The following is a 17,362-nucleotide window of genomic DNA, read 5'->3' as shown; positions in this document are numbered from 1 at the left end:
ACAGGAGTCACGTTCATGCTGATCCGTCTTCTACGGACCTACTTACGCCCATACCGGTCCTGGCTGGCGGCCGTCGTCGTTCTGCAGGTGTTCGGCACGCTCGCCGCGCTGTATCTGCCGAGCCTCAACGCCGACATCATCGACCACGGAATCGCCCAGGGCGACACGGACTACGTCGTCACGACCGGCGGCTGGATGCTGCTGGTCACGCTCGTCCAGGTGGTCACCATCGTCGCCGCGGTGTACTTCGGTGCTCGTACGGCCATGGCGTTCGGCCGAGACGTTCGCGGCGCGGTGTTTCACCGCGTGGGTATGTTCTCCGCCCGTGAGGTAGGGCAGTTCGGGGCGCCGTCGCTGATTACCCGCAGCACCAACGACGTCCAGCAGGTCCAGATGCTGGTGATGATGACCGCCACCATGATGGTGATGGCGCCGATCATGGCCATGGGCGGGGTGATCATGGCGCTGCGCCAAGATGTCGAGTTGTCCTCGTTGATGTTGGTCAGCGTGCCGGTGCTGCTGGCCGGCACGTTGCTCATCGCGCGGCGGATGGTTCCGCAGTTCCGCGCCATGCAGGAACGCATCGACCGGGTGAACCGGGTGCTGCGGGAGCAGATCACCGGCGTTCGGGTGGTGCGGGCGTTCGTCCGTGAGCCGTACGAGACAGACCGGTTCGCCGAAGCCAATGCCGCGTTGACCGGTACCGCGCTGCGGGCGGGACGGCTGATGGCCTTGCTGTTCCCGTTCGTGATGTTGGTGCTGAACGTGTCGAGTGCGGCCGTGTTGTGGTTCGGCGGTCAGCGTGTCGACGCCGGCGCGATGGAAGTGGGGGCGCTCACAGCGTTCCTCGCGTATCTGATGCAGATCTTGATGTCGGTGATGATGGCCACGTTCATGGTGGTCATGGTGCCGCGGGCCGCCGTGTCGGCCGAGCGCATCACCGAGGTTCTGTCAACCGACTCCTCCGTGGTCACCGCGGCGGAACCGGTGAATGAACTTCCGGACGAAGCCGGGCTGGAGCTGGCTGGCGCGGGCTTCACCTTTCCCGGCGCGGAGGCACCGGTGCTGCGGGGCGTGGAACTGCGCGCCGGGCCGGGAGAGACCATCGCTGTGGTCGGTAGTACCGGGTCCGGCAAGACGACGCTGATCAGCCTGATACCGCGGCTGATCGACGCGACCTCGGGCGCGGTACGCGTCGGCGGGATCGACGTCCGGGACATCGATCCGGACGCGCTGCGGCAACGGATCGGCCTGGTGCCGCAGAAGGCGTACCTGTTCTCCGGCACCGTGGCGAGCAACCTGCGCTACGGCAAGCCGGATGCGACTGACGACGAGCTCTGGCGGGCGCTGGAGATCGCCCAGGCTCGCGAGTTCGTCGAGGCGATGCCCGAAGGACTGAACGCACCGATCAGCCAGGGCGGCACCAACGTGTCCGGCGGTCAGCGGCAGCGGCTCGCCATCGCGCGGGCATTGGTGCGCCGGCCGGACATCTACCTGTTCGACGACTCGTTCTCGGCGCTGGACCTGGCCACGGATGCCCGGCTCCGTGCGGCGCTGCGGCCATACACGGCGGAGGCGATCGTGGTGATCGTCGCGCAGCGCGTGTCCACCGTTGCCAGCGCCGACCAGATCCTCGTGCTCGAGGACGGCGCCGTCGTCGGCCTTGGCGGGCACGACGAGCTGCTCGCCACCTGTCCGACCTATGCGGAGATCGTCGAATCACAGCTCACCGTGGAGGAGCCGGCATGAGCACGTCGAAGACCACGGAGGGCCAGGCGTCGCCGCGTCCGGTCGCTAATGTCACGCCGGTTCGCGGGCCGGGTGGCATGGGCGGTATGGCTGCGCCGCCGCAGAAGCCGATGAACTTCGGGCCGTCGGCCAAGCGGCTACTCGGCCGGCTGCGAGCAGAGCGTCGTGGCGTGTTCCTCGTGATTGGTCTGGCTATCGTCAGCATTGGCCTCAATGTGCTCGGGCCGCGTGTCCTCGGGTACGGGACGGACCTGATTTTCTCCGGCGCGATCGGGCGGCGGCTGCCTGAGGGCCTCACGCGCGAGGAAGCCATCGACGATCTGCGCGCCGACGGTCAGGACACCTTCGCCGACATGCTCACCGGGATGGACGTGGTTCCGGGCCAAGGGGTGGACTTCGAGGCGCTGCGGTGGGTACTGGCCGGTGTGCTGATGCTCTACGTGGGTGCGTCGCTGTTCGGCTGGCTGCAGGCCTACCTGATCAACGAGATCGTCCAGCGCACCATGTACCGGCTGCGTTCCGACGTCGAGACGAAGCTCAACCGGCTGCCGCTGCGGTACTTCGATGCCAGCCCGCGGGGAGATGTGCTCAGCCGGGTCACCAACGACATCGACAACGTGTCGCAGACCATGACCCAGACCTTGAGCCAGATGCTGACCTCACTGCTCACCGTCCTCGGGGTGATCACCATGATGGTCATCATCTCGCCATTGCTGGCGCTGATCGCGCTGGTGACGGTTCCGGTGTCGATCGTCGTCACGGCCCTCATCGCGAAGCGCTCGCAGAAGCAATTCATCGCCCAGTGGAAGCACACCGGCGAGCTCAACGCGCAGGTCGAAGAGGCCTACACCGGACATGCGCTGGTGAAGGTCTTCGGCCGGCAGGCGGAAGTCGAGGAGTCCTTCCGGGAGAAGAACGACGAGCTGTTCGAGGCGAGCTTCAAAGCGCAGTTCATCTCCGGCATCATCCGGCCGGTGATGATGTTCGTCGGCAGCCTGAACTACGTAGCGATCGCGGTGGTCGGCGGGCTCCGGGTCGCGTCCGGTTCGATGAGCCTGGGGGAGGTGCAGGCGTTCATCCAGTACACGCAGCAATTCACCCAGCCGCTGACCCAGCTGGCGGCGATGGCGAATCTGCTGCAGTCCGGCGTCGCCTCGGCCGAGCGCGTTTTCGAGTTGCTGGACGAGCAGGAACAGGACGCCGAAGCGGCCGAGCCCGCTCGGATCGCAGAGCCGCGAGGCCGGATCGCGTTCGAGAACGTGTCTTTCAGTTACGACCCGGACGAGCCGTTGATCGAGGACCTGTCCCTGGTGGCCGAGCCGGGAACGACGGTGGCGATCGTCGGCCCCACTGGTGCCGGCAAGACAACCCTCGTCAACCTGATCATGCGGTTCTACGAGCTACGGAGCGGGCGGATCACCCTGGACGGAGCCGACATCAGTGAGCTGACCCGCGACGACTTGCGGTCCCGGATCGGGATGGTATTGCAGGACAGCTGGTTGTTCGGTGGCACCATCCGGCAGAACATCGCCTACGGCGACCCGGAGGCGAGTGAGGAGCGGATCCTGGCCGCCGCCCGCGCGTCGTACGTCGACCGGTTCGTCCATTCGCTTCCCGACGGCTACGACACCGTGATCGACGAGGAAGGCGACAACGTCAGTGCAGGCGAGAAGCAGCTGATCACTATTGCCCGGGCGTTCCTCGCCGACCGGGAGATCCTGATTCTCGACGAGGCGACCAGCTCAGTGGACACTCGCACCGAGGTGCTGGTGCAGGAGGCCATGGCGGCGCTGCGGTCGAACCGGACGAGCTTCGTCATCGCTCACCGGCTGTCCACCATCCGCGACGCCGACGTGATCCTCGTGATGGAGCACGGGCAGATCGTCGAGCAGGGGTCGCACACTGAGCTGCTGCGCCGGCGCGGTGCCTACTATGAGCTGCACAACAGCCAGTTCACCGCTCCCGCGATCCACGACGTGTCGCCCATGTAGTGGGCGGGTCGAAACGGAGCCCAGGTGACGGGGGTCCGTTTCGGCATCGTCATTGACGATCAGCGGCGAATGGGCGGGAAAATCCGTTGCTGATGGTCACAGCGAAGCGATAGCGTCCGGTTGATTCGAGCGCATGTGAGCGGAGTGGCATGGCCAGGCTGGATGAGATCGTCGTCGACTGCCGCAAGGCGTCGGCTCTGGCTCGGTTCTGGGCCGCGGCGCTAGACGACTATGACGTTCTCCCGTATGACGACGCCGAGATCGAACGGCTGGCCAAGCTCGGCTTCACACCGGAGACTGACCCCACCGTCGCCGTCGGGGGGCCGGGACCCACATTGTTCTTCCAGGAAGTTCCGGAGCCGAAGCCCACTACCAAGAACCGCCTGCATCTCGATCTCGCCACGCCGGACCGGCAGGCGGAGGTGGACCGCCTGGTGGGGATCGGCGCATCTGTGCAGGCGGAGCTGGAGGGGTGGACGGTCATGCTCGATCCGGAGGGCAACGAGTTCTGTATTGTCGACCAGCGCTGAACTCTGACGCACGGAGGGCCGCCCCTTTTCGCCGAGCACCTCGGCTAGACCCACGACGGTCCAGGACTGCCCACCATCGGGTAAGTGTCCGGCCTAGCTGATTTGACCTCAACTTAACTTGATGTTTGAGGATGATGTGCGTCAGCCGCTGCCGGTCGGTGCCATCCACCGAGGCAGCGGAAGCCTCTTCGAAGGGCAAACACAACGTGAAGATCGGGATCGGGCTGCCGGGACATGCATCGTGGTCGGACGGCCGGACGCTGGTGGAGTGGGCGCGCCGCGCTGAGTCGCGGGGATTCTCCACACTCAGCGTCAGCGACCGCCTGGCTTGGCCCACCCCGGAGCCGATGGTCACCTTGGCCGCGATGGCCGGTGCGACCACGCGGATCCGGCTGCTCACGAGTGTGCTGCTGGCGCCGTTGCGAGCCAATCACGCGTTGTTCGCGAAGGCCGTGGCGACCCTCGACCAGCTTGCCGGACCGGATCGTCTCGAGTTGGGCCTCGCGCCGGGCTTGCGAGACGACGACTTCGCGCTCAGCGGTGTGGACTACACCACCCGCGGCCGGCAGTTCGACGCCCTTCTGGACCGGCTGGCCGCCATCTTCGCCTCCGGCGACGACCCGGTCGGCCCGCGACCGGCGACGGCTGGTGGTCCGCCACTGCTCTTCGGCGGCGGTTCGCGTGCGGCCCTTCGGCGCATCGTCACACACGGGACCGGATGGATCGCCGGAGACGCGACCGTGCACGATGTCGAAGACTTCATGCCCCAACTCGACAAGGCGTGGTCGGAGGCGGGCCGCGGCGGATCGCCCCGGATCGTGGCGTCGGTGATGTACGCGCTGGGCCCCAACGCGACCGATGCGGTGTCGGCCGCCATCGAGCCGTACTACGCCTTCGCGGGCGAGGAGTATGCCCGGTATGGCGTCTCGATCGCCTACACGTCGCCGGAGCAGATCGCCACCGCCGTTGACGAGTTCAGCCGCATCGGCTGCGACGAACTGATCTTCATGGGGAACGATCCGGACCCGGAACAGGTGGATCTGCTGGCCGATGTCGTCGGTCTCTGAGGCAGGCAACGTTTGATGCCCGGCGCCGCTAGACCTTGGCCCGGAGCAGGTCCGCAGCGCTGCCCAGCCTGCCCAGCTCGCCTGGAGTGAGGGTGGGGTTGCCCGCCCGGATGTGTACCGCGTCGTCGAGCATCACCGTGGGACTGTCAGGTGCCCGGGCGAGAAAGTGGTCCAGGAGCTCGGCGGCGCGCGGTGCCATGTCGATGGGTTCGACGGCGACCTGCGCCAAGATCAGTGCGCTCAGCGCGACGTCGAGCTCCGGTGCGCCGGCGGCAGCGTTGCGCCAGTCGATGAGGACAGGCCCGCCGCTGGTCAGTAGGACGTTGTCCGGGTGCAGATCCAGATGCAGTACATGCTGGCCGACGCTCGTCATTCCCATCGGCGGAATCGCGTGCAGGCGCCGGTGCAGGTCGGCGAGGATGCTCGCGGCGTCGTCGGAGCGTATGTCATCGTTCACGAGGGCTTGGAGCATCGTGGTGCCATCCAGGTGTTCCATCTCGAGGTCCGGCCCCTCCGACCGAAAGACGGTCGGCACTGGGAATCCGTGTCTTCCGACGTGTGCCATCACGGCGACCTCGGGCGCGACGTCCGAACCGTCCCGGTAGCGGCGCAGAACCCGGCCCGGGCCGACGACGAACACGTCCGCGTCACGGCCGGACGCGAGGAACGTGTGCATGGCGCAAGCGTAGTGGCCCCCTGGTGACTGGCGGAGGCGTGGAGAACCCCGGCGGGCCCGCGACGCGGGGTTGCTCGCTGCCGTTAGTGTCAGGTGATAACGGGCGCGGCCCGAACGCGATGCCGGGACGGCGGCTGGGACCGGTTCGCTGTTGGTGAGGAGGACTTCGGTGGCGAAGAAGAGTGGAAAAGCGCAGGCGGGCAAGGACGGAGCTGTGGGCAAGGCCTCCAGCGAGACGTCTGGCAAGGCCGCGCCGCGAACGGGAAAACCGGCACCGCGGCCCCGGCGATTGAAGAAGAAGCTCTACGAGAACGAGCTGTTCCGCCTGCAGGCAGAGCTGGTGAAGCTGCAGGAATGGGTCCGGGCCGAAGGCGTTCGCCTCGTCGTCATCTTCGAGGGCAGAGACGCGGCAGGTAAAGGCGGCGTCATCAAACGGGTGACGCAGTACCTCAATCCGCGCATCGCTCCGGTGGTGGCGCTGCCGGCCCCGTCGGACCGGGAGCGCACCCAGTGGTACTTCCAGCGCTATGTCGAGCACCTTCCGGCGTCCGGGGAGATGGTGCTGTTCGACCGCAGCTGGTACAACCGCGCCGGCGTCGAGCGGGTGATGAACTTCTGCACCCGGGAGGAGTACATCCGGTTCTACCGGGAGTGCCCGATCTTCGAACGGCTGCTGGTCGAGGACGGCATCTTGCTGCGCAAGTACTGGTTCTCGGTGAGTGATGCCGAACAGGAACGCCGGTTCCGCTCCCGCCTGGACGACCCCATGCGCCGCTGGAAGCTCTCGCCGATGGACGTGGAGTCGATCAACCGCTGGGAGGAGTACTCGCGGGCCAAGGATGACATGTTCACTCACACCGACATCCCGGAAGCGCCCTGGTACGTGGTCGAGAGCGACGACAAACGCAGCGCCCGCATCAACATGATCGCCCACCTGCTCTCCTCGCTTCCGTACCACGAGGTGCAACAGCCGTCGGTGGAGCTGCCGCCGCGGCCACCCGGCTCCGGATACGAGCGCCCGCCCAGGGACTTGCAGACGTACGTTCCGGATCACGCGGCCTCGCTGGGGTGACGTAGCCGCCAGTCCTCGACGCTGGGTGCACGTTATTGTGCATCTGTGTTTGGAATAGGGTGACATTGTGTGAGTATCTGCTCATGTCGTCGCCCCCAATGAGAGGACCACGCGTGCCGTACTACGCTTCCTTCGCGCCGAGCTCGGGCCTTCTCCCACCACGTGCCCACTTTGTCTCCGACGCGCCGTCGATGTCGCTGTCTGGACAGTGGGCTTTTGAACTCGTACCGACTGTCGCCGCGGGCACCGAGGGATTCTGGGAGCCCGGGTACGACGACTCCGGCTGGGCGAGGTTGCCGGTGCCCTCGCACTGGCAGCTTCACGGATACGGAGCACCCGCCTACACCAATACGATCTATCCGTTTCCGCTCGATCCGCCGTGGCCGCCGGAGGAGAACCCGACCGGTCAGTATCGGCGTGCCTTCACCGTGCCGGACAGCATGGCCGGTCAGCGAGTTGTCCTACGCTTCGACGGCGTGGACTCGTGCTTCAAGGTCTGGCTGAACGGTGTCGAACTCGGTTTCGCTACCGGCAGCCGGCTGTCTGCCGAGTTCGACGTCTCCGGGGCCGTGCGTGTCGGCGAGGAGAACGTGCTGGCCGTGCGGGTACATCAATGGTCCGCGGCGAGTTACTTGGAAGACCAGGACATGTGGTGGATGTCTGGCATCTTCCGTGACGTCACGCTGCTGGCTCGTCCTGAGAACACGGTTGACGACGTCACCGTGCATGCCGACTTCGACCACGTCAGTGGCGAGGGCCGGTTGCGGGTCGACGTCGTCGGCAGCGTCCTGCATAGCGAGGGTCCGGACGCTCACTCCGCAGGACGCAACGCTGCACGGGTCCTGGTGCCGGAGCTGGGCATCGACGCGCCGGTAGGGGAGGACGTCGTCGTCGCCGGCGTCGAGCCGTGGAGTGCGGAGTCACCGCGGCTGTACGACGCGGAACTGGTCACGCCCGGGGAGCGGATCGCGCTGCGGATCGGCTTCCGCCGGATCGTGATCGAAGACGGCGTGTTCAAGGTCAACGGCCGGCGAATCCTGTTCCGGGGCGTGAACCGGCACGAGTTCCACGCGGACCGCGGTCGCGTGGTCAGCGAGCAGGACATGCTCGATGACGTCCTGCTGATGAAGCGGCACAACATCAACGCGGTGCGCACCAGCCACTATCCGCCGCATCCGCGGTTTCTCGACCTGTGCGACGAGTACGGCCTCTACGTGATCGACGAGTGCGACCTGGAAACGCACGGTTTCCACTACGAGGACTGGCGCGGCAACCCATCGGACGACGAACGCTGGCGCGACGCTTACCTTGATCGAATGGCCCGGACGGTGCAACGGGACAAGAACCACCCGAGTGTGGTCATGTGGTCGCTGGGCAACGAGTCCGGGTCCGGCGCCAACCTCGTCGCCATGTACGAGTGGGCCAAGCGGCACGATCCGTCCCGGCCGGTGCATTACGAACGCGACTGGACCACCATCTGCTCCGACGTCTACAGCCGGATGTACACCGCCCCCACGGAAGTGGAGGAGATCGGGCGGCGGATCGAGAAGCCGCTGGATGACGCCGAACAGGATGCCGCCCGTCGGGCCAAGCCGTTCATCCTGTGTGAGTACGCCCACGCCATGGGCAACGGCCCCGGAGGGCTCACGGAGTACCAGCGGCTCTTCGAGACATACGAGCGTTGCCAGGGTGGATTCGTGTGGGAATGGATCGACCACGGCATCCGTACCCACGACGAATCCGGCCAGGAGTTCTTCGGCTACGGTGGCGATTTCGGCGAACCCTTGCACGACGGCAACTTCATCGCCGACGGTCTTGTGTTCCCGGATCGCACGCCCTCACCCGGCCTCCTCGAGTACGCGAAGGTGATCGAGCCGCTGCGGATCGACGTCGGGCACACGGGTGCTCCGGGAGATACGTCGGCCGGACCGGCGCCCGGGGAGGTGGCGGTCCGGGTGCGGAATCTGCACGACTTCATCGACACGTCGGGTTTCTCGTTCAGCTGGACACTCGAGGAAGACGGTGTGAGCGTCACCACCGGCGACCTGGACGTGCCGCCGCTCGCGCCGGACGGGTCCGCGGACGTTGCGATAGCCGTGCCCGCGACCACGGGCGAGACCTGGCTCACCGTCCGCGCGGTCCTGGGGGCGGACACCGCCTGGGCGCCGGCCGGGCATGAGATCGCTTGGGGTCAAGGACGCACAGATACCGGTAGAGCTGATTCTGGCGCCGAACCCGCCGGCGGGGCAGAGGCTGCGGTTGTCGCTCCGGCTGGAGCGTCGTCGTTGGAGCCCGATGGCGGGATGCTCCGGTTCGGAAACGGTGAGTTCGACGCTGCCTCCGGTCGGCTTGTACGGATCGGCGGCACAGAGCTCGACGGGCCACTGCTCGACGTCTGGCGCGCGCCCACGGACAACGACGACGGTCAGCAGCACACTCCCGCGGCGAACTGGCGGCGCTACGGTCTACATCGCATGCTGCACCGGGCCGACGACGTCACCGCGGACGGCGACGCACTTGTGGTCCGGGCGCGGCTGGCTCCGGCCGGCCGGGCGTTCGGCCTGGTGACGACCTACCGGTGGTCTCTGGCTGCTGACGACGCACTGCGCCTCGACGTGGACGTCACGCCGGACGGGGTCTGGCCGGACATTCCGCTGCCGCGTGTCGGTGTGCGGCTGGCACTGCCGGCTGACATCGACCACGTGACGTGGTTCGGGTACGGACCGGGCGAGGCTTATCCGGATACCCGGCAGGCGGTGCGGGTCGGCCGTTACTCGGCCACCGTCGACGAGATGCAGACGAACTACGTCTTCCCTCAGGAGAACGGCCACCGCATCGACGTCCGCTGGGCCGATATCACCGGCCGCGCCGGTGCGGCTGGTGCGGCCGGAATGCCGGGTGGTGGGCGGCCCGGGTTGCGCATCGAAGGCGCCCCGGTGTTCGGGCTGACGGCGCGGCGCTGGACCAGTGCGGACCTCGATGCCGCGCGGCACCCGCATGAGCTCGTCGCCCGGGACCGGGTCTACGTCAACCTGGATGCGGTCCAGCACGGTATCGGTAGCGGTTCGTGTGGCCCGGGCACGCTTCCGCGGTACGAGCTGCGGGCGGAGCCTCTGCGCTTCGCCGTCGTTCTCCGCTCGATGACCTGAGCCGCGCTAAGGCTCGCTCGCATGGCCCGACCCGCGTCTCTGCCGAGCGCTGTCCCGACGATCCGCGTTGATCATGGCCGATCGCAGCTTTCAAGGGGTTCGAAGGGTGCGGTCGGCCAAGATCATCAGAACTTGATGCGGGGCGGGTTGCAGGTTCGGGCTACGGAGTCGGGGAGGCGGACCGGCTGGTGTGGGGCGGGATGGCGAGTGCGGTAGGTTGGGAAATGTACCGATCGGCCGGGGTGCCTCGACTGAGGCTGAGAACACACCCGCCGAACCTGATCCGGGTCATGCCGGCGCAGGGAGCCGAGGTGGGGTGCGGATGCCCTAATCGCATCCGCCGTCCAGCGGCCCTCGCTCCCGGCAGGGAAGGAGAGCGTGATGGCCGCGACCGCACCGTCTCCGGCTGACGTCTGGGCGGCCTACGACGACGTACGCCGTGCCGGACCGCTGGTGCACAACATCACCAACTATGTCGCGATGGACCTGTCCGCCAACGTGCTCCTGGCCGCGGGTGCCTCGCCGGCTATGGTCCACGCCAGGGAAGAGGCAGCCGAGTTCGCTCAGCTCGCCGGCGCTGTCGTCGTCAACATCGGCACCCTCTCGCCGGAGTGGGCGGAATCGATGCTCGGCGCCGCTCGTGTCGCAAGCGAGCGGCGTGTCCCGTGGGTGCTCGATCCGGTGGCCGTCGGTGCCACGGCGTACCGCGTCAAAGTCGCCACCGACCTGCTGCCCCTGCGGCCCACCGTGGTGCGGGGCAACGCCAGCGAAATCCTGGCGCTCGCCGGAGCAGCGGGGCGCGGCAAGGGGGTAGACAGCACCGACGAGTCCGCCGACGCCGTGGAAGCAGCCATCGAACTCGCCGCCCGCACCGGCGGTGTCGTGGCCGTGACCGGCGACGTCGACATCGTCACCGACGGGCGCAACACACTACGCGTCGAGGGTGGTGACCCGCTGATGGCGCGGGTCACGGCCATGGGGTGCGCAGCCAGCGCCATGGTCGGTGCTTTCGTCGCGACGGCCGCCGAACCAATGGTCGCCACCGCGTCGGCACTGGCGGTGTTCGGCCTGGCCGGCGAGCGGGCCGCGGCACAGGCCGCTGGTCCTGGCTCGCTGCGCTGGCGTCTCCTCGACGAGCTGCATGGTCTCGACGAACAGTCTGTCCTGGACGGAGTGCGGATCTCATGAGGGGAACCCTCGACGTCCGGCTCTACGTCGTCACCGAGCCTTCCTTGACCCCGCCGCCCCGCCTGATCGAGAGCTGCCTGGCGGCAGTGCGGGGAGGCGCGACGTTGGTGCAGCTGCGCGACAAACAGGCCACCGACGACGAGCTCCTGCTGCGGGCCGCTCAGCTCCGTGATGTCCTGCAACCGCACGGGGTGCCCCTGGTGGTCAACGACCGGCTGGATGTTGCGCGGAAGGTCGGCATAGGGGTGCACGTGGGCGTTCATGATGTCGCTCCCGTTGTGGCCCGGGAGGTGCTGGGACCCGCGGCCGTCGTCGGCTGGTCGGTCGAAGACCCGGAGCGGATGCCGCCCGAGCAGCTCGCGGCCAGTTCCTATCTCGCGGCCAGCCCGGTGTGGGTAACGCCGACCAAGACCGACACGGCACACCCGCTCGGACCGCCTGGCGTCGCCGCGATCCGCCGGGCCACTGATCTTCCGCTGGTGGGGATCGGCGGCATCAATTCACCGGAACGTGCGGCTGAAGTGATCAGGGCGGGCGCCGACGGCGTAGCCGTGGTCTCGGCGGTGTTCGGGGCCGACGATCCACAAGCCGCTGCGGCGCGGTTGCGTGCCGCGGTCGACGAAGCACTTCGAGGAGCCACCCCATGATTCCCATCGTCTTGTCCGTGGCGGGCTCGGACCCCTCCGGCGGTGCCGGCATCCAAGCCGATCTGAAGACGTTCTCCGCGCTCGGCGCCTATGGCACGGCGGCGCTGACGGCGCTCACCGCGCAGAACACCCGTGGCGTCAGCGGCGTACTGCCCGTTCCGGGAGAGTTCGTCGCCGACCAGCTGACGGCGTTGTTCGACGACCTCGACGTGCGTGCCGTCAAGACGGGGATGCTCGGCGGCCCGGATGTGGTGGACGCCGTCGTCGGCACCGTGCGTCGATATGGTGTGCGCCACGTCGTCGTCGATCCAGTCATGGTGGCGACGTCAGGCGACCGGCTCGTCTCGGACGAGACCGTCGCGGCCATCAGGGAGCGGCTGCTGCCGGTGGCCAGCGTCATCACGCCGAATCTGCCCGAGGCGGCGACGCTGCTGGGAATCGACAAGGTGACCCCGGAGCGCATGGCCGAGGCCGGTGCCGCGCTGCTCGAGCTGGGCCCGGCCGCGGTGGTGGTCAAAGGCGGGCACGACGACGGTCCCGAGGCGGTCGATGTGCTGGTCGATGCCGACGGCGTCCACGAACTCCGGGAACCGCGGATCGCCACCAAGAACACGCACGGTACGGGCTGTACGTTCGCCTCGGCGATCGCGGTCGGCCTGGCGTTCGACGTACCGCTGCCGCAAGCCGTCGCCGACGCGAAGCGGTATCTCACCGACGCGCTGCGCGCGGCCGATTCGCTGGACGTCGGCGGAGGCCACGGCCCGGTGCACCACTTTCACGCCGCCTGGAACACACCGCCGGCTCAACCGCACCCCCAACCCCGGTGATCGTGTGCGCGATTCAGCCCCAAGTCCGGTGATCGTGTGCGGATTTTCGTCGTGATAGCGACCGAATCTCGCACACGATCACGGGCTTCGAAGGCAGGAAGCTGCACACGATCACTGAGACCGAGTACGCGCCGCTGATAAAGGAGTGACACCTGGTATGAGTTTTTCCGCCGACGCTTGGAACCGAGCCAAACCCTGGTATGACGCGATCCTGGCCCACCCGTTTGTGCGTGAACTCGGCGACGGCACGCTCGACCGCAAGATATTCCTGCGCTACATGGTCGACGACGCGCACTACCTGGCGCGGTACTCGCGAGCGCTGGCGACCACGGCAGCGCGCTGGCCTGAACCGGACGGTGCCGCGGCCATCGCGCGGTTCGCCGCGGGAGCCGTTGAGGCCGAGCGGATGCTGCACGCGTCGTTCCTCGACGAAGCCGGCATGGAGCTGGACAATCTCGAATCCGAGCCGACGCCGACGTGTCTGGCCTATGTGAACAGCCTGCAAGCCGATGCCTCGCTGGCGCCGGTCGAGGTGGCGATGGCCGGATTACTGCCGTGTTTCCGGATCTATGCCGAAGTCGGCCAGCATCTGGCCGACGTCCTGGCGCAGCGGCCGGACCATCCCTATGCCGCATGGCTGGCCACCTACGGCGACGACGCATTCGCCGAAGACACGCGGCGCGCCCAGGAGCTCGTCGATCAGCAAGCAGGAACCGACCCGGCCCGGCTCGAACAGATGCACGACGCTTACTCCCGTGCGTCGAGATTCGAGTGGATGTTCTGGGACGCCTCCTACCGGGGCGAGACGTGGCCGGCGCCCTGAGCTGCGACCGCACCGGCCACCGCGTTATGAAGCCGCCGTTTGCCCTACGCCGATCCGCTCGACGATGATCGGCGTGGGGCGGGAGAATGTCGCGGCGACGAAACGTAACGGCTACAATCGACAGCGATCGGGCCCAGTGTCGCGCTCGCCCAAGACCCATGCAGAGCTCGCACGACACTAGAAGAGGGTGTAAACCACGTGAGCAAGCCCGTCGTACTGATCGCCGAAGAATTGTCGCCGGCTACGGTCGAGGCGCTTGGCCCGGATTTCGAGATCCGGCACACCGACGGCGCCGACCGTTCGGCGCTGCTGCCGGCCATAGCTGATGTCGACGCCATCTTGGTCCGTAGCGCGACCAAGGTCGACGCCGAAGCTATCGCCGCTGCCAACAACCTCAAGGTCATCGCACGAGCCGGTGTGGGCCTGGACAACGTCGACGTGAAAGCCGCCACCCAGGCCGGTGTCATGGTCGTCAACGCACCGACCTCCAACATCACCAGCGCGGCCGAGCTTGCCGTCGGCCTGCTGCTGGCCACGGCGCGCAACATCGCCCCAGCCAACCAGGCGCTGAAGAACGGCGAGTGGAAGCGCAGCAAGTACACCGGCGTTGAGCTCTACGAGAAGACCATCGGCATCGTCGGTCTCGGCCGCATCGGGGCGCTGGTCGCGCAGCGTCTCGCACCGTTCGGCACCGAGTTGATCGCCTATGACCCCTATGTTTCCACCGCGCGGGCAGCCCAGCTGGGTGTGCGCAGCGTCTCGCTCGACGAATTGCTCCGCAAGAGCGACTTCATCACGGTGCACCTGCCCAAGACGCCGGAGACCGCTGGGCTCATCGGTGACCAAGCGTTGACCAAGGTCAAGCCCACGGTCCAGATCATCAACGCGGCCCGTGGCGGCATCGTGGACGAGCACGCGCTCGCGGTGGCGCTCAAGGAGGGCCGAGTGGCTGGTGCCGGGGTGGACGTGTTCGCCTCGGAGCCGTGCACCGACTCGCCGCTGTTCGAGTTCGAGTCCGTCGTCGTCACCCCGCACCTCGGCGCGTCTACGGCAGAGGCGCAGGAGAAGGCCGGCGTCTCGGTGGCCAAATCGGTCCGGCTCGCGCTGGCCGGGGAGCTGGTGCCGGACGCGGTGAACGTCAAGGGCGGCGCGATCGCTGAGGACGTGCGCCCGGGCATTCCGCTGGCCGAGAAGCTGGGCCGGATCTTCACCGCGCTGGCCGGGGGCGCCGCGGCACAGCTCGACGTCGAGGTGCGTGGCGAGATCGCGGCGCACGACGTCAAGGTCCTCGAGCTTGCGGCCCTGAAGGGTGTCTTCGCCGACGTCGTGGAGGAGCAGGTCTCCTACGTCAACGCTCCGGTGATCGCCGCCGACCGTGGCGTCGAGGTGCGGCTGGTGACCAACGAGGACTCGCCGGACTACCGGAATGTTGTGACCGTCCGGGGTGTCATGGCCGACGGCCGGACCGTCTCCATATCGGGCACGTTGTCCGGCCCGAAGCACATCGAGAAGATCGTGGAGGTTCTCGGTCACGACATCGAGGCCTTCCCGAGCGAGCACATGGCCTTTTTCCAGTACGTGGATCGGCCCGGCATGGTCGGCACGGTCGGGCGCATCTTGGGCGAAGCCGACATCAACATCGCCGGGATGCAGGTCAGTCGTGATACTCGCGGCGGGCACGCCCTGGTTGCGATGACGGTTGACCAGGCGATTCCGGCACCGGCCATGGACAACATCGTCGAGGCGATCGGCGCGGAGTGGGGCCGCACCGTCGACCTCGACGACTGAACAGGCTCCCGCGCCGGGACCTCTCATCGCCTAGCAAGCCGGACGGTGAGAGATCCCGCCCGCTCCTCCAAATGATCATGTTTGGTGGGTTCTCACGTGCGTCGACACGCCTGCAGGCATGGTGAGGCACGAGCAAACCCACCAAACATGATCATTGGGGCGCGTCCCGGAATGTGAGACGTTGTGTCGATGGGCGAGACAGAATGGCTGTGGCGGCGTAACGTCGAAACATCATGCTGTGGTCGGTACGCATTCTTAGCTGCCGCGACGAGGCCCGATAGGCTGGCTCCTCGTCGCGGAGTTGGCGTTGCCTGGCTGGCCGACCAAGTTCTGTGACGAGGACACTGCGAGACTCCGCGATCCGGATGTCCCGACAGGAATCAGACCGGTGGAACACAGCTAAAGCGTTGTATCCGCTGCCACGGACGCAATACCGTCCCCGTCGATGTTCAATCTCAGCGGTATCAGGCGCGACCCGCCGGAACACGCGGAGTGAACACCCACCTCGTCGCAATAATCGCAGCACATACACATGCCGGAGTGAGCAACATGACCGAAGAAGAGCGCAAAGCCCAGCAGGCCTTGCAAGAGGCGATGGACCGCCGCGACAACGGCGGCGAGACCGGTCACTGACCGACATCGCCCCTGCCCATGATCATTGGCTCTTTACCCCGCCATGATGGGGCTAAAGGCCAATGATCATGGGCAGGCGCCATTGTCTACTGTGAATTGAGCGGCAACCGGCAAGGATGCCGTCCGTATCATGAGAGTTCTGTACCGGGTGCTGGACGACGCGGATAACGTGGTCGCTCATGACGCAGAACATCAATCTCGCAGTTGTCCCGGGCGACGGGATCGGCCCGGAGGTCGTCACCGAAGCTCTGAAGGTCCTCGACGCTGCCGGGACCGATCTCAAGGTCTCCACCACGGAATACGACCTGGGTGCACGGCGCTGGCACGCCACAGGCGAAACCCTTCCGGACTCGGTTCTCGAAGAGCTGCGCGGGCATGACGTCATCCTGCTCGGCGCGGTCGGTGATCCCGGCGTCCCGAGCGGTGTGCTCGAGCGGGGGCTGCTGCTGAGGCTTCGCTTCGCCTTCGACCACTACGTGAACCTGCGCCCGTCCCGGATCGTCCCAGGCGTCCAGACGCCGTTGGCCGACCCTGGTGAGGTCGACTTCGTCGTCGTCCGCGAGGGCACCGAGGGGCCCTACGTCGGTAACGGGGGTGTGCTGCGGGTCGACACACCCCACGAGATCGCCACCGAGGTCAGTGTCAACACAGCCTTCGGTGTCGAGCGGGTGGTCCGCGACGCGTTCCGCCGCGCCAATGATCGCCCGCGGCGCAAGCTGACCTACATTCACAAGCACAACGTGCTGGTTCACGCGGGACATCTGTGGCGCCGGACGGTGGAGCGGGTGGGGCGGGAGTTCCCTGATATCGCCGTGGACTACATGCACGTCGACGCGGCCATGATCCATATGGTCACCAATCCGGCGCGCTTCGACGTCATCGTGACGGACAACCTGTTCGGTGACATCGTCACCGACCTCGCCGCGGCGGTTGCGGGCGGCATCGGGCTGGCGGCCAGCGGCAGCGTCAACCCGGAACGCACGGCTCCGTCGATGTTCGAACCGGTCCACGGGTCCGCGCCGGACATCGTGGGGCAGGGCATCGCAGACCCCACCGCCACTGTGTCTTCCGTGGCGATGCTCCTCGAGCATCTGGGCATACCCGACCTTGCGCAGAAGGTGAACGACGCCGTGGCCGCCGACCTGGCCAGCCGTGGCGACACGCCACGGCGCACGACTGAGATCGGTGACGCCTTGGCCGCACGCGTCTCCTCCTGACCAGA

At 67.0% G+C, this 17,362-nt stretch carries 13 protein-coding genes and 1 riboswitch; of the genes, 12 read left to right on the top strand and 1 reads right to left on the bottom strand.

The genetic code is table 11. The annotated features are described in order from the left end of the window. Window positions 1-15 precede the first annotated feature (15 nt). The 4 genes from F7O44_RS27740 (at window position 16) to F7O44_RS27725 (ending at window position 5,337) form a co-directional block, all read left to right on the top strand. On the top strand, window positions 16-1,749 hold the full coding sequence (locus tag F7O44_RS27740; RefSeq protein ID WP_162453579.1) for an ABC transporter ATP-binding protein: 1,734 nt from the start codon (window positions 16-18) through the stop codon (window positions 1,747-1,749). Continuing rightward, window positions 1,746-3,740 (top strand): ABC transporter ATP-binding protein, encoded by a 1,995-nt coding sequence (locus tag F7O44_RS27735; protein ID WP_162453578.1) that lies wholly within the window; start codon window positions 1,746-1,748, stop codon window positions 3,738-3,740. The genes F7O44_RS27740 and F7O44_RS27735 overlap by 4 nt, the downstream gene beginning before the upstream one ends. A 149-nt stretch (window positions 3,741-3,889) precedes the next feature. After that, on the top strand, window positions 3,890-4,270 hold the full coding sequence (locus F7O44_RS27730) for a VOC family protein (RefSeq protein ID WP_162453577.1): 381 nt from the start codon (window positions 3,890-3,892) through the stop codon (window positions 4,268-4,270). A gap of 206 nt (window positions 4,271-4,476) precedes the next feature. After that, a complete protein-coding gene (locus tag F7O44_RS27725; protein ID WP_162453576.1) occupies window positions 4,477-5,337 on the top strand; it encodes an LLM class flavin-dependent oxidoreductase in 861 nt (286 codons plus the stop codon). Between the two features lie 28 nt (window positions 5,338-5,365). Here F7O44_RS27725 and F7O44_RS27720 read toward each other — a convergent pair whose 3' ends face one another. Then, the gene (locus tag F7O44_RS27720) at window positions 5,366-6,013 is read right to left on the bottom strand and encodes a phosphotransferase (RefSeq protein ID WP_162453575.1); all 648 of its coding nucleotides are present in this window, start codon (window positions 6,011-6,013) and stop codon (window positions 5,366-5,368) included. A gap of 289 nt (window positions 6,014-6,302) precedes the next feature. On the opposite strand from F7O44_RS27720, the gene ppk2 reads away from it, so the two are divergent. The 8 genes from ppk2 (at window position 6,303) to F7O44_RS27675 (ending at window position 17,357) form a co-directional block, all read left to right on the top strand. Next, complete coding sequence (ppk2, locus tag F7O44_RS27715; protein WP_162453647.1) at window positions 6,303-7,085, top strand: polyphosphate kinase 2; 783 nt, start codon at window positions 6,303-6,305, stop codon at window positions 7,083-7,085. Between the two features lie 83 nt (window positions 7,086-7,168). Further along, entirely contained in the window at window positions 7,169-10,234 is a 3,066-nt protein-coding gene (locus F7O44_RS27710; protein WP_162453574.1) for a glycoside hydrolase family 2 TIM barrel-domain containing protein, read from the top strand. 228 nt (window positions 10,235-10,462) lie between these two features. Further along, window positions 10,463-10,556, top strand: a riboswitch (TPP riboswitch). A 59-nt stretch (window positions 10,557-10,615) separates the two neighbouring features. After that, window positions 10,616-11,422 carry a hydroxyethylthiazole kinase gene (gene thiM / locus F7O44_RS27705; RefSeq protein WP_162453573.1) on the top strand — a complete coding sequence of 269 codons (807 nt, stop codon included), beginning with the start codon at window positions 10,616-10,618 and terminating at the stop codon, window positions 11,420-11,422. Beyond that, window positions 11,419-12,069, top strand: a complete 651-nt coding sequence (thiE, locus tag F7O44_RS27700; RefSeq protein ID WP_162453572.1) for a thiamine phosphate synthase — start codon at window positions 11,419-11,421, stop codon at window positions 12,067-12,069. The genes thiM and thiE overlap by 4 nt, the downstream gene beginning before the upstream one ends. Then, window positions 12,066-12,896, top strand: coding sequence for a bifunctional hydroxymethylpyrimidine kinase/phosphomethylpyrimidine kinase (gene thiD, locus F7O44_RS27695; protein ID WP_162453571.1), 831 nt, complete (start codon window positions 12,066-12,068; stop codon window positions 12,894-12,896). Before thiE ends, thiD begins: the two co-directional genes overlap by 4 nt. A gap of 157 nt (window positions 12,897-13,053) precedes the next feature. Beyond that, window positions 13,054-13,719, top strand: coding sequence for a TenA family protein (locus F7O44_RS27690; RefSeq protein ID WP_162453570.1), 666 nt, complete (start codon window positions 13,054-13,056; stop codon window positions 13,717-13,719). 198 nt (window positions 13,720-13,917) lie between these two features. Further along, a complete protein-coding gene (gene serA / locus F7O44_RS27685) occupies window positions 13,918-15,507 on the top strand; it encodes a phosphoglycerate dehydrogenase (RefSeq protein ID WP_162453569.1) in 1,590 nt (529 codons plus the stop codon). An 812-nt stretch (window positions 15,508-16,319) separates the two neighbouring features. Further along, entirely contained in the window at window positions 16,320-17,357 is a 1,038-nt protein-coding gene (locus tag F7O44_RS27675; protein ID WP_162453568.1) for a 3-isopropylmalate dehydrogenase, read from the top strand. The last annotated feature ends 5 nt before the right edge of the window (window positions 17,358-17,362 follow it).

Source organism: Phytoactinopolyspora mesophila, assembly GCF_010122465.1.
GTDB classification, from domain to species: Bacteria; Actinomycetota; Actinomycetes; order Jiangellales; family Jiangellaceae; genus Phytoactinopolyspora; species Phytoactinopolyspora mesophila.
Note: the sequence above shows the minus strand (reverse complement) of the source record. Positions and strands in the feature narration are given on the sequence as shown.